This window comes from Pseudodesulfovibrio hydrargyri (genome assembly GCF_001874525.1).
Taxonomy (GTDB): domain Bacteria; phylum Desulfobacterota; class Desulfovibrionia; order Desulfovibrionales; family Desulfovibrionaceae; genus Pseudodesulfovibrio; species Pseudodesulfovibrio hydrargyri.
Genome location: NZ_LKAQ01000004.1, coordinates 1392963 through 1411099, shown reverse-complemented (window position 1 = coordinate 1411099; position 18137 = coordinate 1392963). Strand labels below are relative to the sequence as shown.

General features: G+C 65.2%; 20 protein-coding genes. 9 read left to right on the top strand and 11 right to left on the bottom strand.

The window, feature by feature from the left end:
- Window positions 1-18: 18 nt before the first annotated feature.
- Both BerOc1_RS10995 and BerOc1_RS10990 read right to left on the bottom strand, forming a co-directional pair.
- Window positions 19-1182, bottom strand: coding sequence for an ATP-grasp domain-containing protein (locus BerOc1_RS10995; RefSeq protein WP_071545750.1), 1164 nt, complete (start codon window positions 1180-1182; stop codon window positions 19-21).
- The gene (locus BerOc1_RS10990; protein ID WP_071545749.1) at window positions 1182-2561 is read right to left on the bottom strand and encodes a sigma-54-dependent transcriptional regulator; all 1380 of its coding nucleotides are present in this window, start codon (window positions 2559-2561) and stop codon (window positions 1182-1184) included. Before BerOc1_RS10990 ends, BerOc1_RS10995 begins: the two co-directional genes overlap by 1 nt.
- 141 nt (window positions 2562-2702) lie before the next feature.
- Here BerOc1_RS10990 and BerOc1_RS10985 point away from each other — a divergent pair, with 141 nt between their 5' ends.
- From BerOc1_RS10985 to era, 6 genes are all read left to right on the top strand, one after another.
- Window positions 2703-3284, top strand: a complete 582-nt coding sequence (locus BerOc1_RS10985; RefSeq protein ID WP_071545748.1) for a 5-formyltetrahydrofolate cyclo-ligase — start codon at window positions 2703-2705, stop codon at window positions 3282-3284.
- Window positions 3272-4036: a purine nucleoside phosphorylase YfiH/LACC1 family protein gene (locus BerOc1_RS10980; RefSeq protein ID WP_071545747.1), complete on the top strand. Its 765-nt coding sequence runs from the start codon at window positions 3272-3274 to the stop codon at window positions 4034-4036. Before BerOc1_RS10985 ends, BerOc1_RS10980 begins: the two co-directional genes overlap by 13 nt.
- A 73-nt stretch (window positions 4037-4109) precedes the next feature.
- Window positions 4110-4286 (top strand): hypothetical protein, encoded by a 177-nt coding sequence (locus BerOc1_RS19120; protein WP_165610812.1) that lies wholly within the window; start codon window positions 4110-4112, stop codon window positions 4284-4286.
- 5 nt (window positions 4287-4291) lie between these two features.
- Window positions 4292-5680, top strand: coding sequence for a B12-binding domain-containing radical SAM protein (locus BerOc1_RS10975; RefSeq protein WP_071545746.1), 1389 nt, complete (start codon window positions 4292-4294; stop codon window positions 5678-5680).
- Between the two features lie 871 nt (window positions 5681-6551).
- Window positions 6552-6971 (top strand): DnaJ family domain-containing protein, encoded by a 420-nt coding sequence (locus tag BerOc1_RS10970; RefSeq protein WP_071545745.1) that lies wholly within the window; start codon window positions 6552-6554, stop codon window positions 6969-6971.
- A 3-nt stretch (window positions 6972-6974) separates the two neighbouring features.
- Window positions 6975-7883 (top strand): GTPase Era, encoded by a 909-nt coding sequence (gene era / locus BerOc1_RS10965; protein WP_071545744.1) that lies wholly within the window; start codon window positions 6975-6977, stop codon window positions 7881-7883.
- A 78-nt stretch (window positions 7884-7961) separates the two neighbouring features.
- Here the strand turns inward: era and BerOc1_RS10960 are convergent, their stop codons facing one another.
- Complete coding sequence (locus BerOc1_RS10960) at window positions 7962-8219, bottom strand: EF-hand domain-containing protein (protein ID WP_071545743.1); 258 nt, start codon at window positions 8217-8219, stop codon at window positions 7962-7964.
- A gap of 21 nt (window positions 8220-8240) precedes the next feature.
- A complete protein-coding gene (locus BerOc1_RS10955; RefSeq protein ID WP_071545742.1) occupies window positions 8241-8534 on the bottom strand; it encodes a metal-sensitive transcriptional regulator in 294 nt (97 codons plus the stop codon).
- Between the two features lie 99 nt (window positions 8535-8633).
- Here BerOc1_RS10955 and BerOc1_RS10950 point away from each other — a divergent pair, with 99 nt between their 5' ends.
- Window positions 8634-9251, top strand: coding sequence for a TorD/DmsD family molecular chaperone (locus BerOc1_RS10950; RefSeq protein WP_084641396.1), 618 nt, complete (start codon window positions 8634-8636; stop codon window positions 9249-9251).
- Here the strand turns inward: BerOc1_RS10950 and BerOc1_RS19415 are convergent.
- From BerOc1_RS19415 to BerOc1_RS10915, 6 genes are all read right to left on the bottom strand, one after another.
- Window positions 9248-10255 (bottom strand): rhodanese-like domain-containing protein, encoded by a 1008-nt coding sequence (locus BerOc1_RS19415; RefSeq protein WP_271121194.1) that lies wholly within the window; start codon window positions 10253-10255, stop codon window positions 9248-9250. The genes BerOc1_RS10950 and BerOc1_RS19415 overlap by 4 nt on opposite strands.
- 63 nt (window positions 10256-10318) lie before the next feature.
- A complete protein-coding gene (locus BerOc1_RS10935) occupies window positions 10319-11410 on the bottom strand; it encodes a rhodanese-like domain-containing protein (protein WP_071545738.1) in 1092 nt (363 codons plus the stop codon).
- Window positions 11411-11473: 63 nt separating this feature from the next.
- Window positions 11474-12208: a formate dehydrogenase subunit gamma gene (locus BerOc1_RS10930; RefSeq protein WP_071545737.1), complete on the bottom strand. Its 735-nt coding sequence runs from the start codon at window positions 12206-12208 to the stop codon at window positions 11474-11476.
- A complete protein-coding gene (locus tag BerOc1_RS10925; protein WP_071545736.1) occupies window positions 12198-12935 on the bottom strand; it encodes a 4Fe-4S dicluster domain-containing protein in 738 nt (245 codons plus the stop codon). Before BerOc1_RS10925 ends, BerOc1_RS10930 begins: the two co-directional genes overlap by 11 nt.
- A complete protein-coding gene (locus BerOc1_RS10920; protein WP_071545735.1) occupies window positions 12935-15109 on the bottom strand; it encodes a molybdopterin-containing oxidoreductase family protein in 2175 nt (724 codons plus the stop codon). The genes BerOc1_RS10925 and BerOc1_RS10920 overlap by 1 nt, the downstream gene beginning before the upstream one ends.
- A gap of 188 nt (window positions 15110-15297) precedes the next feature.
- Complete coding sequence (locus tag BerOc1_RS10915) at window positions 15298-15618, bottom strand: cytochrome c (protein WP_071545734.1); 321 nt, start codon at window positions 15616-15618, stop codon at window positions 15298-15300.
- Window positions 15619-15895: 277 nt separating this feature from the next.
- Here BerOc1_RS10915 and BerOc1_RS18685 point away from each other — a divergent pair, with 277 nt between their 5' ends.
- Window positions 15896-16402 carry a FecR family protein gene (locus BerOc1_RS18685; protein ID WP_165610811.1) on the top strand — a complete coding sequence of 169 codons (507 nt, stop codon included), beginning with the start codon at window positions 15896-15898 and terminating at the stop codon, window positions 16400-16402.
- Between the two features lie 9 nt (window positions 16403-16411).
- The gene (locus BerOc1_RS10905) at window positions 16412-16990 is read left to right on the top strand and encodes an OmpA family protein (RefSeq protein ID WP_071545733.1); all 579 of its coding nucleotides are present in this window, start codon (window positions 16412-16414) and stop codon (window positions 16988-16990) included.
- A gap of 176 nt (window positions 16991-17166) precedes the next feature.
- On the opposite strand, the gene BerOc1_RS10900 is transcribed toward BerOc1_RS10905, so the two are convergent.
- Window positions 17167-17892: a metallophosphoesterase family protein gene (locus tag BerOc1_RS10900; protein WP_071545732.1), complete on the bottom strand. Its 726-nt coding sequence runs from the start codon at window positions 17890-17892 to the stop codon at window positions 17167-17169.
- Between the last annotated feature and the right edge of the window lie 245 nt (window positions 17893-18137).

Below are 18137 nucleotides of genomic sequence, written 5' to 3'. Positions count from 1 at the left end.
CGGCCGCCGGAGGCTTCTTTACCCGGTCACCACAAAACAGGTGAAGTCCTGCATGATGGTGGCTTTGAGGGCGTCCAGCTCGGCCTCGGGCATGGAGGCAAAGGCGAAGGCGAAGACCGGGTATTGGCGATAATCGATTTCACGCAATTCCAGGATGTTGGAGAACATCGATTGGAATCCAGCGTAGTCGATGGAACGGATGGCGGTACGGTCCAGGGAGGACGGCAGATCGCCGATGACCATGACCGTGGCCGTGCCCTGGTTTTCGGTCAGGATGGCGTCCCAGTCCGGGCGCAGTTCCTTGAAATAGCACTCATAGGGGTTGAAGCCCCAGGCGTGGTGGGTCAGGTCGGCCACGCACCAGCCCGCCAGGCGCAGCGGGTTGGCCTCGATGGGCAGGATGTCGCCCGAGTCGGTGACGCGAACCTCGATGTGGGTGACGAAGTCACGGAACCCGCACTGGCGGCCCACGTCGCGGAGGTAGTCGGTGAACGGCAGCAGCCAGGTTTCCATGATCCGGGCCGAGGTGTAGTAGAGGCGGTCCGAGACGTCGGCGGCGGACAGGAAGGTGTGGTGCAGGATGTTGGTGACCACCGGGTCGCCTTCGGCGTCATAGTACACGTCGATGGCGTACTCCTCGCCGTGGATGGCCTGCTCGATGATGAACTCGCCGCCGCTGACCACGGCCTCGGGGTATTCGGCGTTCAGGGCCGCGCGCTCGGCCTCGATGGCCTTGACCGCGGCGGGCCAGTCCGCCGGGGTGTCGACCACGTGCACCCCCAGGGAGAAGAAGCCGCGCGTGGGCTTGACGATGAACGGGCCGTCCAGGGCCGTGGGGTCGAAGTCGGCCAATTGGTCGAAGGGCACGCGTTGAAACCGGTAGTCCGGGTGCAGCCCGGCCACGGTCTCGCGGAAGAGCGCCTTGTCCTTGCAGATGTCGATCTGCCGGGCGAGGTCCTCGTTGCAGCGGCAGCGCAGGACGTGTTCCAGGCCGTTCTCGGAGTTGGTGTAGACCTTGCCGCCCAGGGCCAGGCGCGCCGAGAATTCTATCTCGTCGATGTAGTCCAGGGGGGCGTCGCCCGCAAGAGCGCGGGCCTGCGGGGTGTCGAGCACGGGCTGGCCCAGTTCCAGGATGGAATCCGTGAGGAACCGGGAGACGTACGGGTAATCGAGGACGATCATTACTTGGCTTTGCCGGTCAGGCCGTATTTCTTCAATTTGTATTGCAGGTTGGATTTGGAGAGGCCGAGCATCTCGGCGGCCTTGACCTGGACGAAGTCGGTGCGCACCAGGGCGCGCTTGACCAGGGCGCCCTCGATCTTGTCCATGGTGTCGGCCAGGTTGAGCTTGGTGGGCAGCAGGTCCACGGCGGACTTGAACTGGGCCTCCTCGTCCTTGATCTCGGGCGGGAGGTCGTCGGCGTCGATGACGTCGGCCCGGGCCAGGACCGTGCACCGCTCGACCACGTTTTCCAGTTGGCGGACGTTGCCCGGCCATTCGTAGGCGGTCAGGTAGTCCATGGCCGCCGAGGAAAAGCCGGTGATCTCCATCTGGTTTTCCTTGTTGTACTTTTCAAGGAAATGCGCGGCCAGCAGCGGGATGTCCTCGCGCCGCTCGCGCAGGGGCGGCATGAAGATGGAGACCACGTTGAGGCGGTAGAAGAGATCCTCGCGGAACTCGCCCTTGGCCACGGATTCCTGGAGATTCTTGTTGGTGGCGGCCACGATGCGGATGTCCACGTCGAATGTCTCGGTGCCGCCCACGCGCTCGATCTGGTGTTCCTGGAGCACGCGCAGGAGCTTGACCTGAAGTTCCGGGGTCAGTTCGCCGATCTCGTCCAGGAAGAGCGTGCCCTTGTTGGCCTGTTCGAAGCGGCCCTTGCGCATGGCCGTGGCACCGGTAAAGGAGCCCTTTTCGTGGCCGAAGAGTTCGGATTCGAGCACGCCCGGGTTGAGCGCCATGCAGTTGACCGTGACGAACGGGGCCTCGCGCCGGGGCGAGGAGGTGTGGATGGCCCGGGCGATGAGCTCCTTGCCCGTGCCTGACTCGCCGAGGATGAGCACCGTGGACTTGCTGGGCGCGGCTCGGTCGACCATGTCCAGGACCTGTTCCATGCCCTTGCCCCGGGCGATGATGTTGTCCTTGGAATAGCGGTCGCGGATCTCCTTTTTCAGGCGGATGTTCTCCTGCTGGGTGGAGGCGTACTGCACGGCCTTGGAGATGGACAGGAGCAGTTCCTCGTTGGCGAACGGCTTGGTGATGTAGTCGTAGGCCCCGATGCGCATGGCTTCCACGGCCGCCTCGATGGACCCGAAGGCGGTCATGATCAGGACCGGGATATGCGGATAGTTCTTCTTGCAGTGCTCGAGCACGTCCTGGCCGGTCATGCCCGGCATCTTCATGTCGGTCAGGACCACGTCCACCTCGGAATCCTCGAGGTAGGCCAGACCCATCTCCGGATCGGACAGGGTGGTCACGTTGTACCCCTCGTCCTCCAGGATGGATTCCAGGATGAGCAGATAGTTCTTTTCGTCGTCGAGAATCAGTATATTTGCGGCCATTCGGTCTCCGTATGGGTGGCTGATGCGTAGCGACCGTCAAGATAGAACAAGACGGCCCGAAATCCAAGGGGCATGTCGGCGTCACCCGGATTTCACCGCTTGAAGCTGGATTGTCTCCCCCTGGCATGCTATGGTGCCCGCATGGCTGAACCGGAAAAGACCGCACTGCGCAGGCAGCTCATCGACCGCCGCGCCGCCCTGTCCGCCGAGGAGGTGGCCCGGGCCAGCGAGGGGGCCGTGTCGATGATCCGCACCCTGTTCGAATGGAAAAACGCCACCGAGGCCCTGCTCTATTGGCCGGTGCGCGGCGAGATCGACCTGCGCCCGCTGCTGGCCGAGCTGTGGCAGCGCGGCTGCCGCGTGCTCCTGCCCCGCTGCCGCCCGGACCAGCCGGGCCTGATGGACATGGCCTGCGCGGCCTGCGAGGACGAGCTGGTGCCCGGCGCGTTCTCCATCATGGAGCCGGACGCTTTGAAGTGCCCGCCGGTGGACACGTGTTGCCCGCAGATCGCGCTGGTGCCCGGCGTGGGCTTCGACCGTCAGGGCAACCGACTCGGCTTCGGCGGCGGATACTACGACCGGCTGCTGGCAACTCCCCCTCTGCGCGACACCCTGGTGGTGGGCGTGGCCCACGAATTCCAGCTCATCGACAGCGTGCCCACCCAGCCGTGGGACAAGCCGGTCCACGTGGTCTGCACCGAAGAGGAACTATGGCGGCCATAGCCTTTTTCCCGTTCGAATTTCCCGAAATTCCGCAAGTCGCCTGCGCCTTCACCTCCCGGCAGGGGGGCGTGTCCGAGCCGCCCCACGACTCGGCCAACATCTCCTTTGACGTGGGCGACGAGCCCGAGGCCGTGGCCGCGAACCGGCGCATGGTCTTTTCGCGCATGGGGCTGACCGGCTGGTGCGAGCTCAACCAGGTGCACGGCGACGTGATCCGCTTCGACCCCGCGCCCCATTCGCCCGACGAGCACGCCTCGGAGGACGGCGACGGCATGACCACGGCCGCGCCCGGGCACGGCCTGGTCGTCAAGACCGCCGACTGCCAGCCCATCCTCCTGGCCCACCGCTCGGGCAGGTATGTGGCCGGACTGCACGCGGGCTGGCGGGGCAACAAGATCGATTTCCCCGGCTCGGGCGTGCGCCGATTCTGCGAACACTACGACCTGAATCCCGAGGACGTCTTTGCCGTGCGCGGCCCCAGCCTGGGGCCCACCGCCGCCGAGTTCGTCAACTTCGAGACCGACTTCGGCCCGAGGTTCCGCCCCTGGTACGACCGCGAGGCCAGGACCATGGACCTCTGGCAACTGACCCGCGACCAGTTGATGAACGCGGGCGTGCCCGAAAGCCAGATATTCGGCCTGGACCTGTGCACCATGACCATGGAGGAGACGTTCTTTTCCTACCGCAAGGCGTGCGCGAGCCCGGTCCGCGACACCGGGCGGCAGTGCGGGATCATCTGGATCAGGCCGTAACCGCACTTTTGCCGCGCCATCCACGCCCCCTTGCGAACAAGACTTTTACCGGGAAATCCGCTACACCCTCCCCATGGGCACGCTCGTCAAACTGATCATCATCCTCGGCCTGGTCTTTCTCATCGTCGGCCAGTTCACCCGGTCCAAGGCCGAACGGGTCAAGCGGCGGGACAAGGTGACCAACATCCTGCTCGTCGTGGTCATCATCATGCTCGGCCTGACCATCCTGACCAACCTCCTGACCCGTTAGCCGCCATGGCCCGTCCCGCGTTTCCGCACATTCCGTGGTCCGCGCCGCAGGGCCGGGAGCCCGGCCCGCGCGTGCTCGGCATCAATCCGTGGATCACCGACTTCGCGGCCTTCAACGTCTGGTCGCGCCCCGCCGGACTGCTCGCCTGCCTGGACATGCTGCGCAGCGCCGGGGCCTCGGTGGCCCTCCTTGATTGCCTGGCCCCGACCTGGGAAGCCGCCCCCGACCTCGGCCTGAAATGGCCAAAACCCGGCAAATACGGCACCGGCCACTACCCCAAGGAGGAGATCGAGCCGCCCGCGCCGCTCGCCTTCATGGACCGCCGCTATTCGCGATACGGCCTGCCGCGCGACCGGGTCATCGAGGCCCTGGCCGCTCTCGACCCCGCGCCCGACGCCGTGCTGGTCACGACCATCATGACCTATTGGTATCCCGGGGCCCTGGACATCCTCGACATCTGCGCCGAACTGTGGCCCGACGCGCCCCGCTTCCTGGGCGGCACCTACGCCACCCTGTGCGGGGACCACGCCGCGCGCCACACGGACGCCCACCTCCAGCAGGGGCCGCTGGAAGGCCCGGAGAACTGGTCGCGCTTCTGGGAGTTGATTGATTTCGACATCCCACAACAGGCTGATAAAGATGGCCTTTCATTGGCACTCGACCTCTATGCCGACCCCGCTTATTCCATTGTTCTCGGCTCGCGCGGCTGCCCGTTCGCCTGCGAGTACTGCGCCAGCAACGCCCTGTATCCGCGCTTCCGCCAGTCCGGAGCCGAAGCGGTCATGGTAGGCATTCGATCCGAATACGAGCGGGGCGTGCGCGACTTCGCCTTTTACGACGACGCCCTGCTGGTCAACCCGGACCGCTGGCTCTGGCCGGTCCTGGACGGGCTGGCCGCGTCCGACATGGCCCCGCGCCTGCACACGCCCAACGCCATGCACGTCCGCCACCTGACCGTCGATGTCTGCGAGCGCCTCAAGGCGGCCGGACTGACCACGGTGCGTCTGGGGTTGGAAACCACGGACTTCGATCACCGCCACGACGTCAAGCTGACCCGCGAGCAGTGGAAGGCCGGGGCGCGCAACCTGCTCAACGCGGGCTTCAACCTGGACGACATCGGGGTGTACATCCTGTTCGGCCTACCCGGCCAGGACCTCGGCAACGTGGAGGAGGCGGTTCAACACGTGCGCGCCTACGGGTTCCGCCCCCACCTGGCGCACTACACGCCCATCCCGGGTTCCCCCATGTTCGAAACGGCCTGCGCGGCCAGCCCGTATCCGCTCAAGGACGAGCCGCTCTTCCAGAACAATTCCATCTGGCCCTGTGTACCCGGCGGGTTCAACTGGGACGAGGCCAAGCGATGGAAGTTACTCCTTCATGGGGAGCGGGGTTAGGGCCTTTTCCCTTTTTTTGAGCTAGGTATTGAACTTGAAGTATGTCCGCGCATTCGCGTCCGGACTCTTGGCTGTCCTCCCTACTTTGTGATTTCTCCTTTGCGGCGACTTCCTTTTTTGCTGGCGCAGAAAAAAGGAAGCAAAAACTGCGCTGTGGTGCGAGCGCGACGGAAGCGGACCCAAGAACCCGTAGACGGCTTTCGCTGGCTGGACAGATGTCTGCCGCAGACGCGGTCCAGCCGTCGCTCCGCCGCATAGGACGGGCTATAGGGTCCGCTTCCGATTGCCGCCCTCCGTATGAATGAATTGGTTGTTGCGTTTTGCTTGGCGTAATGCCCGGCAGGAACGCGTAAGGGCTTCCGTGGAGCGATTCGGACGCTCGCGTCCGACAGCGGCTCTCCCCTGTCACGCGCCGAGGCACGCCCAACAGTGTCCCACCGCTCCCTCTTCCCTTCACTCAAACTAGCCCTTGAACGCGGGGTTAGAAGCTGACCGCGAGGGGCGGCGGCTCTTCGAATCGGAGCGAGCGCAGCGAGCCTCGATTCGGGAGCCGACCCGAGCGGATCAGCTTCTTGCCCCGCGTTCTCCGGGCGGCCGCGCTCCTCTCCAGGCCCTTTTTTTCGTCTATTTTTTTGGGCCAGCAAAAAAATGGACCCCGCCGGGAGGGCAGGGAGCAAGTGCAGGGGCGCAACCCCGCACAGCGGCTCTCGCGCCACAGGCGCGTATCTTTCCATCCATCGCCGCCCAACGGGCGGCTTTCCTTATCTCTCCCACTCCCCGGCTTTTCTATGAACACATGGGGGAGATTGCCCCTTCCCGGGGGCCAATCCACCCTTTGACTCCCCCCACGGAGTGTGGGAAAATCCCCGCCATGTTCAACGTGACGGCGGTCATCGCCGAAGAACTCATCCGCAAGGCCGAGAAAGAGGGCAAATTCGAGGACCTGGAAGGCATGGGCAAACCCCTTTTGCCGGACGAGGCCGCGAACCTGCCGCCGGACCTGCGCATGGCCTACCGGATCCTGAAGAGTTCCGGGCACCTTCCCGCCGAAGTGCTGGAGGAGAAGGAGATCAACACCGCCATCGACCTGCTTGAGAGCATGGAGGACGAACAGGAGCGGTACCGGCAGGTCCAGAAGTTGAACGTGATGATCATGCAGATGAACGAGCGGCGCCGCCGCCCCATAACCCTGGACACGTCCAGCGACTACTACCGCCGCATCGTCGAAAAGGTGCGCCTGGCCGAGGAACGGTACGGCAGGCCCGGAAACGACGCGGACAACCAAAGGTAATACATGCACAAATTCGGTATGATCGCCCTGATCGGGCCGCCCAACGCGGGCAAGTCCACGCTGATGAACACCTATCTCGGGCAGAAGGTGGCCATCGTCTCGCCCAAGCCGCAGACCACGCGCAACCGCATCAGCGGCATCCTGACCACGGACGACGCCCAGCTCATCTTCCTGGACACGCCGGGCATCCACCGGCTGCGCGGCAAGATGAACCGCTTCCTGCTGGAATCGGCCTGGAACGCCCTGGCCTCGTCCGACGCGGTGGTGGTCCTCCTGGACGCGGCCCTGTACTGCGCCAAGCCGCACCTGCTGGACAAGGAGATCGCCCCCCTGGTCAAGCCGGTCAGCGAGGCGGGCCGCCCGGTGCTGGTGGCGGTGAACAAGATCGACCGGGTCAAGGAGAAGGACCAGCTCTTGCCGTTCATGGCGAAGCTCGCCGAACTGTGGCCCGAGGCCGAGTTCGTGCCGGTGTCGGCGCTCAAGGGCAAGGGCACGGACGAGCTGCTTGAGCGCATCCTGGAACACACGCCCGAGGGGCCGCAGATGTTCCCGGAGGACCAGATTTCCACCGTGCCCCTGCGCTTCATGGCCTCGGAGATCATCCGCGAGAAGCTGTTCTATTCGCTCAGGCAGGAACTGCCCTATTCCACGGCCGTGGAGATCGAGGAGTGGGACGAGAAATCCCGCGAGGACATGGTGGTCATCAACGCGGTCATCTACACCTCGCGCAAGAGCCACAAGGGCATGATCATCGGCAAGCAGGGCGCAAACCTCAAGGCCATCGGCTCCCAGGCCCGCAAGGACATCGCCGAGCTCATCGGCCGGAAGGTCCACCTGGAGCTGTGGGTCAAGGTCCGCGAGGGCTGGACCGAGGACCCGGGCTTCCTGCGCGCCCTGGGGCTGGGCGAATAGCCAAGGCACGGACGCCAAAACGGCGAAGGGGGCGCGGTCCGCATGGACCGCGCCCCCTTCGCCGTTTTGGCGGGTCGGCTACTCGTGGGTCTTGAACCCCTGGCTGGCCTGGTAGTCCTCCCATTCCTCGGAGGAGACCGAGCCGTCCTTGTCCGCGTCGGCCTGGTCGAAGACCGAGGTGTCGCCGTCGGAAAAGGCCACCAGGAACTCGCCCTTGGACATGCGGCCGTCCACGTCCGCGTCCAGGGAGTGGAAGCAGACGTTGTAGTTGGTCTTCGCCGCCACTGGCTGACAGAACAGCAGGGCGAAGGCCAGGGCTAGAAACAGTTTCTTCATCAATCACTCCAAAAGGTTCGATCAGCCTTCGATAAAGCCGGTGACCACGGAGATGAACTTGTCCAGGGACTCCTTGGCGTCCTGGCCGCTCTCCACGGACTCGGCGTAGCACCTGAGCAGGTAGCGCTTGAGGATAAGCTTGTTGGCCGACTGCAGGGCGGAACGCACGGCCCGCACCTGGACCAGGATGTCCTGGCACTCCTTGCCGGATTCGATCATGCCCTGGATGCCGCGCACCTGACCTTCGATGCGCTTCATGCGGGACAAGACGTTCTTCTTCAGGGCCTGTTCTTCAGCGCACATGTGCTCGTCCATCTCTCTCTCCTTTGTCTCAAGCCATGTTCCCATTGCCCCGCCGTGCACTTTACCTTACTGTCGTAGGGTATTGTCCATCGCTTGCCGGGGGTTCCCACCATGACGATTTCCCAATCGAAGATTGCGCTGCTCAACCTGATGGAGTTGTGCGCAGCCGTGTTTCGCGGGCCGGACGAACAGGGATGGAGGGAACTGGCAACCCTTGGAGTGCCCGAACTCCTCGGCCGTGTCCAGGATTTTCCCGCCATCCAGGCCGGACCGCTCGAGGGGCTGGGCGACGCCCTCGCGCCCCATGTCGAGACCGGGGATTTCTCCCCGCTCGAGGCGGAATACATCCGCCTGTTCATCGCCGGGCCCGGCGGCGTTCCGGCCCCGCTCTACGAGTCCTGCCACCGGGACGGCGCGGGCCGGATCATGGGCCGAAGCGCTCTGGCCATGCGCGACCGGCTGGCAAAGGCCGGGCTCGAAATCTCACTGCCTTCCAACGAACCGCCCGACCACCTGGCCCTGGAGCTGGAATACCTCTTCCACCTCTGCGCCGAAGGCTGGACCGCTAATCCCGCCCTGGCCGGCGAGGCGGCCCGGTTCGCGGGCGAGGTCATGACCCCGTGGGTGGGCCGCTTCCGCGATGCCCTGGCCGGGGCCGACCCCGACCCGGTCTATCTGGCCGCTGCCGACACCATGCTGGCCCTCCTTTCGGCCGTGGCCGAAGGCTAGTCCCTGGGCCTTCTCTTCACCGCCGCCCGCAGGACGTCCAGAAACTGTTCGTCCGGCTCGAAGTAGCCCCGCCTGATCAATTCTATGCGCCAGGTGCCGTCGCCCCGCGACCGGACCAGGTAGGCCAGCGGCAGCTCGGCCTGGCCCAGGCATTCGAATATCTGCCCGCTCTTGTCCGAGAACAGCGGGTAGGCCACGTCGTAGTGCTTGCGGAACCGGACCACGGACAGATTGGAGTCGTAGACCCCGATGCCGATGATCTTGAGCCGCCCGGCCAGCTCCGGGTCTTCCTCGACCCTCTGGAAGAACCGCGTGAGCATCTTGGTCTCGGCCACACAGTCGCTGCACAGGGTGTTGTAGAGCTGTATGAGCACAAAGTCCGCCGTGAGCTCGGAGAGCTGCAGGAACTTCGCGCCCTCGGGCAGATCCAGGTACTTCCGGTCCTCGTCGCCGTTGAGCACCGCCACCCGACAGGTGGGGAAGTCCTCGCCCACGGCCAGGACGTGGACCGCTTCGGGTTCGCCCTCCACCAGGTCGGGATGCTTCGCCTTCCAGCCGTGGAACCCGGCCGGATACCGGTAGACCCGGGTGTAACCGAGACGCGCTGCCCAGCGCGCCGCAATGGAGCTGCGCAGTCACCTGAAGCTCCGGCAGTAGATGACCAGCAGCCGGTCCCTGTCCGGCCCCATCAGCCCGGCCAGGGCCTCGCGCTTCTCCCGCGACAGGTCCAGGTCGTCGCCCAGGTCGAACTCCAGGTTGGCCGCGCCCGGGATGTGCCCGGCCCCGTACTCGTAGTCCGCCCGCGCGTCGAGCAGAACCATGTCCGCCCCGGAGCCGACCAGCGTCCTCAGGCCGTTGTCATCGATCAGGCGGTAGTCGTCGCGTTTGGCCTCGGCCTCGGCCGACGCCCACCAGACCTCGTTCCCGTCGGCCCGGACGGGTCGGGCGCCGAGCACGCAAAAGGCGAGGAGCAGCCATGCGACACAGGTGATGATTCCAGGCATACGCGCTCCCCGCCTTGCTGTTTGCGGCGTGCCGGGCCGTGCCCGGACGTCTGTGGCCGGTCCCTACTTGTTGGGATGGACCTCGTAGCTGTTGTCTTCGCCGAACGAGTTGGTGGCTTCCAGATAGAAGACCTTTTCCACATCGGGGCGCATGTCCTTGAACAGATAATAGGCCTCGCCCGCACGCGCGCCCGTGGCGCAGGAGAAGACGATGGGCTTGTCCGTGGGGATATCCTTGGCCTGCTTCTCGATCATGTCCACGGTCATGTTGACGGCGGACGGGAAGTGCCCGGCCGCGTACTCCTCGGGATCGCGCACGTCGATCAGCAGGATGGCGTCCGGGTTGTCCTCAATGGTCTTCAGGAACCAGGCGGTGTCCACCGCGCCCTCTGCCTCGCCCGCGACCACCGCGCTCTCGGCGCCGCCGAACATCTCCTTCCAGCCGGGGTAGCCGGCCTCGGCCACGAGCACGTTCCTGTAGCCCAGCGAGCGGGCCATGACGGCGGACTTGTGGGACAGGGCGCAGGCATGGCCGCCGCAGTAGTAGATCAGCGTGGTGCCGGTCTTGTCCTCGGGCAGCAGGCCGCGCTTGGCCGCGAAGTCGCGCTCCGGAATGCCGATGGCGGACGGGATGGCCCCGTCCAGGAACTTCTTGTAGGGACGGGCGTCGATGAGCAGGTAATTGCCCCCCTCGTTGATGCGCGCGTTGAGGTTCTCCAGTCCGATGGAATAGTACGGCGCGTGCTGCTTCCAATCCGGGAAACCGGCCGCGTAGACCTTGACGTTGGTGTACCCCATGGCCTCGGCCGCAAAGGCGGACTTGTGGGACAGGGGGCAGGCCAGGCCGCCGCAGTAGAAGATCAGCAGCGCGTCCTTTTCCTTGGGCAGCTTGTCCGTCATCTTGTCGAACTGGCTGGCCGGGATGGACTCGGCCGTGGGGATGTAGCCGTCCACGTACTTGGGCTTGTACGGCCTGGAGTCGATGATCATCACGTTCTTGGGCTTGGGCATCTTGGCGTACTTGGCCACGAACTTGTAGTCCACGATGGAGTGGAACTGCTTGAACTTGGCCTCTTCCTGGGCCATGGCCGGCGCGGCCGCAGCTGCCACCGCGAACGCCAGCAGCATCGCCGCGGCAATGAACTTCCTGTGCATGAGACACTCCCTTCCTAAAGGATTGTTTTCCCTTCCCGCCTCCTCCCGGGGCGGGACCCTATTTCACTGCTCCGAACCCTGTCCGGGCTCGGTCCTGACCTTTTCCCACCACAACCTGTGGTGATGTTTGGCGTAGCCGTCCGGGACCACGCCGGTGAACATGGACCTGAAGCCGGGCCGCTCCTCGGGCGAGACCGCCGCCATGTACACGTGGACCAAAAGGCCCGCGAAGACCAGCCCCACGGCAATGAAGTGCCCGGCCACGGCCCAGCCGACCATGCCCGTGGCCTCGGCCCCGAAGGTCCGGTCCGACAGGTACATGATCACCCCGGTGACGGCAATGACCACGCCGCCGACCACCGAGACCTGGGCAAAGGCCTTCTGGCCCATGTTGTAATACCCCTGGTCCGGCAGGTCCGGGTCCACGCCGACCATGCGCAGGGCCTTGGGCCCCAGGGTCATGAGGACCATCTTCTTGAGCATCCAGCCCATGTCCCGAGCCGGGCTGACCGCGAATATCTCGCCCAGGAAGAACCGCGCCCCCCGGAAATTGACCAGCATATAGAGGATGAAGCCCGCGATCCAGACCAGGCCTATGCCCTCGTGGATGGCCAGCAGATTGCCCCCGCCGCCGACCATGGATCGCAGCCACGCGGGGTAGCCGGACCCGAACGGATCGATGTCCGGGTTGCTGATCAAGCCCACGCCGGTCAGCAGGAGCAGCAGCCAGCAGGCCGCGTTGAACCAGTGGATGAAGATGTCGGAGCGGTCGTGCCGCTTGTGGGTCTTACCGGGCATCGCTGTCCTCCTTATGATCGGAACCGGCGAAGAGCTGGCGGCCGAGCATGGCCAGGACGCCCAGGCCGGACAGGGCCACCATGCCCTTGATGAACGGCGCGGACTCCTTCATGGCCACCATGGAGGCGGGCACCACGGCCTCGCCCCCCCAGTCGCCCGGTCCGGGATCGCCGAGATAGTACATGTTCGGCAGGGTGTTGGTCTTGGCCGCCACCCGGGTCAGCCGCTCCTTGTTCTTGAGGAACAGGGCGCCCGCCGCGCTGGTCGGATCGTTGATGTCGCCGAAGACCCGCGCCTTGGTCGGGCAGGTGTCCACGCAGGCGGGCTGCAGCCCGGCGGCGCGGCGCTCGGGACAGTAGTTGCACTTGTCCGCCTTGCGCGTGATCTCGTTGCGGTAGCGCGCCTGATACGGGCAGGCCGGGATGCAGTTGCCGCAGCCGATGCACAGGGCCTGGTCGATGACGACCTCCCCGGTGTCATGGTCCTTGTAGGTCGCGCCCGTGGGGCAGGCGGCCACGCAGGTCGGGATTTCACAGTGCATGCACGCGCCGGGCTGGAACCGGGCCGTCCTGTCCGAGATGCCGGGCACGGCCCGCAATCCGGCGTGCTTGATCCAGTTGCGGAACTGGCCCTCGGGCACGTTGTTGGCGACCTTGCAGGCGGCCACGCACCCCTTGCAGTCGATGCACTTGGCCGCATCGATGACCATGGCGAGTTGTTGTGCCATTACGCCACCTTCCTTGTTACGGAGACGAACGTGGTGTGCATGGACGCGTTGCCGGTGATGGCGTCGAAATCGTCGTCCAACAGTTCGTTGATGGAAGCGCCGTTGCCGTGGGACAGATGCTGCATGGTGGACAGGGTGTTGTAGCCCGAGAGCATGAACACCGTGTCCGGCCGGATGCGGTCCGTGACCTCGGCTCTGAGCTCCTGGCTGCCCACCGGGCTGGCCACCTCGACCAGGTCGCCGTCCTGGATGCCGAGCCTGCCCGCGGCCTCGGTGTTGAGCCACAGGGTGTTGGTCGGCAGGAACTGGTGCAGCAGCGTGTTGTTGGCCGTGGAGGACTGGGTGATCATGGCGTTGCGGCCGATGACCATGCGGAACCGGTTGTCGGGCGGCGGGGCCGGGGGCGTGTAGTTCGGCAGCGGGTCCAACCCCATCTGCTCGTAGCGCTGGTTGTACAGTTCGACCTTCTTGGAAAGGGTCTTGTAGATGCGCCCCTCGTAAATGCCGTAGACCTTGGACGGGTTGTAGTACACGCCGTCACGGTCCATGACGGCCAGCGCCTCGGGGATGTCGCGGGTCTGCTTCTCCCGGTACTCGTCGATGGTGAAGTCGAAGAACTCGCCCAGCTCCATGCGGTCCGCGATGCCCTTCATGATCTCGAACAGGGGCCGGGACTCGTAGAGCGGGTCGATGACCGGATCGCGCTTGACCACGCAGGCGCAGGCCACGGAGCCCTGCAGGCCCGAACACGGGTCCTTGCGCTCCAGGTAGCTTGGCGACGGCAGGACCAGGTCGGCCATCCAGGCGGTGTCGGACATGGCGATGTCCACCACGGTGACGAAGTCCATCTTGTTCATCATCTCCATGGTCTTCCTGCGGTTGGGGGCCGTGCCCATGGGGTTGGTCTTGTAGATGAACCAGCCCCGGATGGGGTACGGGTCGTCGGCCAGGACCGCGTCGCGGGTCACCACGAAGGAGCCCTCGTGCTCGAACATCATCGGCACCTTGCCCGCGTCGATGCGGTCCTCGCGGTTCTCGTCGTACCAGGGGGCATCAAAGGGCACGCCCTTGAGGCCCACCTGGCGCGCTGCCAGCAGGCCGCCGGGCTTGTCCCAGTTGCCGAGCAGCCCGTTGACGATGGCGAAGCTGCGCCGAATCTGGGTGGAGTCCTCGTAGTCCGAGGTGCGGCGGCCGGGATAGACCATGGACGCCGGGGCGGCCGCGGCCAGTTCCCTGGCCATGCGGGCGATGTCCTCGGCCGGGATGCCGCACTGCTCGGCCGCGAAGCCGGGCGTGTAGCGCCGCACGTGGGCCGTGAGCTGCTCCATGCCGAAGGTCTTGTCCGCGATCCACTGCGGATCGTAGAGCTTCTCGTTGATGATCACGTGCGCCAGGGCGAGCATGAAGGCCATGTCCGTGCCGGGCCTGACCGGATACCACTCGTGGGACAGGGCCGCGGTCTTGGTGTAGCGCGGGTCGAGCGTGACCAGCTTGCAGCCGTTCTCGCGGATGGCGGTCATCAGGTCGATGGAGTCCGGGGTGACCAACGCCTCGAAACGGTTGGCTCCGACCATCATGATGTACCTGGAATTGAGCACGTCCGCGAACGGCACCTCGCCGAAGGTGTCCAGGAAGGCGCGGCTGCCCGAGACCAGGCACAGGGACTCGTGCGAGGTCACGTTGAAGGAGCCGTAGACCTCCGCGAACCGGCCCACGAACTGGGACTGCAGGTCCGAGCCCGCGGTGAACAGGTGCCCGCAGGGGGTGTACTTCTCACGGACCTCGGCCATCTTCAGCGCGGCCATGTCCAGGGCTTCGTCCCAGGGGATGCGCTGCCACTTGCCCTCGCCGCGCGCGCCTTTGCGAAGCAAGGGATGCTTGAGGCGGTCCGGGTCGTAGACCTGGGCCAGGCCCGCGTTGCCGCGCGCGCAGAGCATGCCCCTGGATTTCAGAAACTTGGGATTGGGGTCGAGCTTGGTGGCCACCCCGTTCTCGACGCGGGCGATGAGCCCGCACTTGTTGAAGCACATGTCGCAAGCCGAAAACCTGGAATCCCAGGCGGGCTTGGCGGGCGATGCCGCGCGGGCCTTCGCCAGGCCGCCGAGCAGGGCCGGGCCGCCCACAGCCCCTGCCGCCACCAGGCCGGAGGCCCGGAAAAAGTCGCGGCGGGACATCGTCTGCTTTGCTCTGGGCACTGAGTACCTCCAGCTGTCCGCACTACTGTCGGGTAGGGTCCTCCCCCCGCCCCGGCTTCCCGGCTCGGGGCAAGGGGGACCGTTAGTGTCGAGCTGCGCCCCGCCTCCTCCAGGAGGGCGCAAGGGCCGCGCCGGTCAGCGCCCGGCACGGCTTGAGCCGCACTGCGTTAGCTGCACTTGGCCGGGGACGGGGAGTCCTTGGCGTAGTCGTGCAGGTAGGAGAAGATGTCGTTCAGGTCCTTTTCGTTGACCGTCCAGTCCGGGCTGCACTGGATCTTGCCCGTGTCCGAGAACAGGGCGGTCCACTCGGCCTGGGTCTTGTCCGCCGGGCTCAGGTCGCTGGCGGTGGAGCCGTGGCAGGAACGGCAGTTCTTGCGGTACAGGAACTTGCCCTTGCGGGCGTTGCCCCCGCCCATGGCAAAGGCCATGGACACGGCGAATACGGTGATCAGGGCCGTTGCCACGGCCAGGATGAGCTTGCTTTTCATGCTCCCTCCAAAGTTGACTTGTTCACGTTCGACACAGGGTTCTCACACTCTTACAAACCATATGGCCTGTTTAAATACTTGAACATTATAACCTGCACCCTATATGGCGCCCTCGCCTTCCGTATACCTATACGGGGTATAGGTGTCAAGGGGGTTGCATCGAAAATCTTGATGTAAAGCGTCCAGAATGGGGATTGATTATAATAGACGTAGCCTTTCAAGGGGGATAGGCGTATGGGGAAATTGGTATTCCGCATTCAATCCGGAGGTCATGCCCATGTCCCGAACCGAAATCGCCGCCCGGCCGCCCGCTCGGCCGCATCGCGGCAAACGCCCCTGGGCCGGGATCGCGGCCCTGGCATTCCTCTGCATCGTAGGCCTGGCCCGGGCACCCCTGGCCATGGAGCGCGCCCAGGCCGTGGGCACGGTCAAGACCGTGAGCGGCGAGGCGTTCGTGGAACGGCTGGGCGAGCGGCTGCCCGCCTCGGTGGGCGACTACCTGCTCCAGGGCGACACCCTGATCACGGGCAAGGACTCCTCCATGGGCGTGATCTTCCGCGACGACACGCTCCTCTCCCTGGGGCCCGGCTCCAGGGTGACCATCGACACCTTCGTCTTTGACCCGACCCAGGACCAGCTCGACTTCCTGACCCGGGTGAACAAGGGCACGGTCCAGTTCATCTCCGGCCAGATCGCCAAGCTCAGGCCCGGCGCCATGGCCGTGGAGACCCCGCTGTCCACCATAGGAATCCGGGGCACCCGGTTCCTGATCAAGGTCGATTAGGAGCGCACCATGAAACAATACGCACTCATCCTTTTTGTCGGCCTGATGCTCGCCGGTTGCGGCGGCGGACAGACCATCGTCCTGCTGCCCGACCTGGACGGCCACGTGGGCGAGGTCACGGTGACCTCCGAAGGCGGACAGACCGCCACCCTGAACCAGGCCAACCAGGCCGTCACCGGCACCGACAAGGTGACCACCCTGAGCGACGCCCAGGTCCAATCCCAGTTCGGCGCGGCCATGGCCGCCCAGCCCGAACCCACGGCCCGGTTCATCCTCCACTTCCACAGCGACTCGACAAAGCTCACGGACGAGTCCAAGGCCCTCATCCCGGACATCATCGGGAGCTGGAAGGCCCGGGTCTCCCGCGACGTGTCGGTCATCGGGCACACCGACACCCTCGGTGAAAAACAATACAACTACGACCTGTCCGTGCGCCGCGCCAAAAAGGTCCGCGAACTGCTGGTCAAGGCGGGCATGCCCGAGGACATCATCGAGATGACCTCCCACGGCGAGGAAAACCCGCTCATCCCCACCCCGGACGGCAAGTCCGAACCGCGCAACCGCCGGGTGGAGGTCCTGGTCCGCTAGCGGGCCGCCACCGAACAGAACGAAAAGCCCCCGCGCAGCGCTGCGCGGGGGCTTTATTCATGAGCTATGGGAAATCAGGTTTGAAGGCCGCTTCGCGGCGACGGATGGGTGATTTCGCCTCCGGCGGGCAGGGGTTCGCACCCCTGCACCCGTTTGGCGCCTGCGGCGCGGGTCCGTCACCAGAGCCGGTCGGCGAACCCTCGGTGGAAGCCGTGGGCAATAATCAGGTCGGCGGTCTTCTTGATGTCGTAGGGGACGAAGCGCATGGTCAGAATCCGGCTGCCCAGGTCCAGGACCCCGTACTTGGCCCGATTGTTCCCGTCGCGCGGCTGGCCCACGGCGCCGATGTTCACCAGATGCCGCACCCCATCCTCCAGCACGGTCTCGCCCTCGGGCAGCGCATGCCGGGCCACCTTGCCGCGCAGGCTGGTGTAGCGCCCCAGGTCATGGGTGTGACCGACAAAGCACACATCCTCCGCGTAGCGCGCAAAGATCCCGGCCATCTCGTCCCGGTATTTCCAGAGGTATTCGGTAATCGAGTCCGGCGGCAGGCCGTGCACGAACCGGCAGCCGTGCGCCACAATGGACTTGGGCCGCGAGGTCAGCCACTCGTACGTCTCCTCCGAAATCATCTCGCGCGTGCGCCGCAGCATGTCCGCCGCGGGCTGGTTGAAGCCGCGCAGATAGTGAATATTGATCAGCCCCTGCTCATGGTTGCCCATGGAGCATTCCACCCCGCGCCCGCGCAACAGGTCCACGCACTCCTGCGGCTGCGGCCCGTACCCGATCATGTCCCCCAGACAATACGCCGCGTCCACGGACTGACGGTCCATATCGGCCAGGACCTCTTTCAACGCCTCGAAATTGCCGTGCACGTCGGACATGATCGCTATACGGGTCATGCGGCGAACCTACCCTTTCCCCGGTGCCCGCGCAAGGCGCGGGCACCGGGGAATGCCTCCGGCGGCCAGAGGGGAAACTTTTGGAAAAGTTTCCCCTCTGGACTCCCCTTCAAAACTTTTTGTGTGCCTTCGGCAAGGGTGCGAACGCGAAAGACTGGAGAAGGGGAAAACGCTACGGAACAAGCTCGGCAACGGCACCATACGACGGCGTCCGCCCCCGCGAAGCGGCGGCAAAAAGTTTAGAA

What these genes read in the sequence shown, in the direction of transcription:
- BerOc1_RS10970 (WP_071545745.1), top strand. Translation starts at nt 6,552, where the DNA reads ATGTTCAACGTGACGGCGGTCATCGCCGAAGAACTCATCCGCAAGGCC.
- BerOc1_RS10975 (WP_071545746.1), top strand. Translation starts at nt 4,292, where the DNA reads ATGGCCCGTCCCGCGTTTCCGCACATTCCGTGGTCCGCGCCGCAGGGC.
- BerOc1_RS19120 (WP_165610812.1), top strand. Translation starts at nt 4,110, where the DNA reads ATGGGCACGCTCGTCAAACTGATCATCATCCTCGGCCTGGTCTTTCTC.
- BerOc1_RS10935 (WP_071545738.1), bottom strand. Translation starts at nt 11,410, where the DNA reads ATGCACAGGAAGTTCATTGCCGCGGCGATGCTGCTGGCGTTCGCGGTG.
- BerOc1_RS10925 (WP_071545736.1), bottom strand. Translation starts at nt 12,935, where the DNA reads ATGGCACAACAACTCGCCATGGTCATCGATGCGGCCAAGTGCATCGAC.
- BerOc1_RS10915 (WP_071545734.1), bottom strand. Translation starts at nt 15,618, where the DNA reads ATGAAAAGCAAGCTCATCCTGGCCGTGGCAACGGCCCTGATCACCGTA.
- BerOc1_RS10920 (WP_071545735.1), bottom strand. Translation starts at nt 15,109, where the DNA reads ATGTCCCGCCGCGACTTTTTCCGGGCCTCCGGCCTGGTGGCGGCAGGG.
- BerOc1_RS10900 (WP_071545732.1), bottom strand. Translation starts at nt 17,892, where the DNA reads ATGACCCGTATAGCGATCATGTCCGACGTGCACGGCAATTTCGAGGCG.
- BerOc1_RS10990 (WP_071545749.1), bottom strand. Translation starts at nt 2,561, where the DNA reads ATGGCCGCAAATATACTGATTCTCGACGACGAAAAGAACTATCTGCTC.
- BerOc1_RS10960 (WP_071545743.1), bottom strand. Translation starts at nt 8,219, where the DNA reads ATGAAGAAACTGTTTCTAGCCCTGGCCTTCGCCCTGCTGTTCTGTCAG.
- BerOc1_RS10950 (WP_084641396.1), top strand. Translation starts at nt 8,634, where the DNA reads ATGACGATTTCCCAATCGAAGATTGCGCTGCTCAACCTGATGGAGTTG.
- BerOc1_RS18685 (WP_165610811.1), top strand. Translation starts at nt 15,896, where the DNA reads ATGTCCCGAACCGAAATCGCCGCCCGGCCGCCCGCTCGGCCGCATCGC.
- BerOc1_RS10955 (WP_071545742.1), bottom strand. Translation starts at nt 8,534, where the DNA reads ATGGACGAGCACATGTGCGCTGAAGAACAGGCCCTGAAGAAGAACGTC.
- BerOc1_RS10995 (WP_071545750.1), bottom strand. Translation starts at nt 1,182, where the DNA reads ATGATCGTCCTCGATTACCCGTACGTCTCCCGGTTCCTCACGGATTCC.
- BerOc1_RS10905 (WP_071545733.1), top strand. Translation starts at nt 16,412, where the DNA reads ATGAAACAATACGCACTCATCCTTTTTGTCGGCCTGATGCTCGCCGGT.
- BerOc1_RS10930 (WP_071545737.1), bottom strand. Translation starts at nt 12,208, where the DNA reads ATGCCCGGTAAGACCCACAAGCGGCACGACCGCTCCGACATCTTCATC.
- era (WP_071545744.1), top strand. Translation starts at nt 6,975, where the DNA reads ATGCACAAATTCGGTATGATCGCCCTGATCGGGCCGCCCAACGCGGGC.
- BerOc1_RS10980 (WP_071545747.1), top strand. Translation starts at nt 3,272, where the DNA reads ATGGCGGCCATAGCCTTTTTCCCGTTCGAATTTCCCGAAATTCCGCAA.
- BerOc1_RS10985 (WP_071545748.1), top strand. Translation starts at nt 2,703, where the DNA reads ATGGCTGAACCGGAAAAGACCGCACTGCGCAGGCAGCTCATCGACCGC.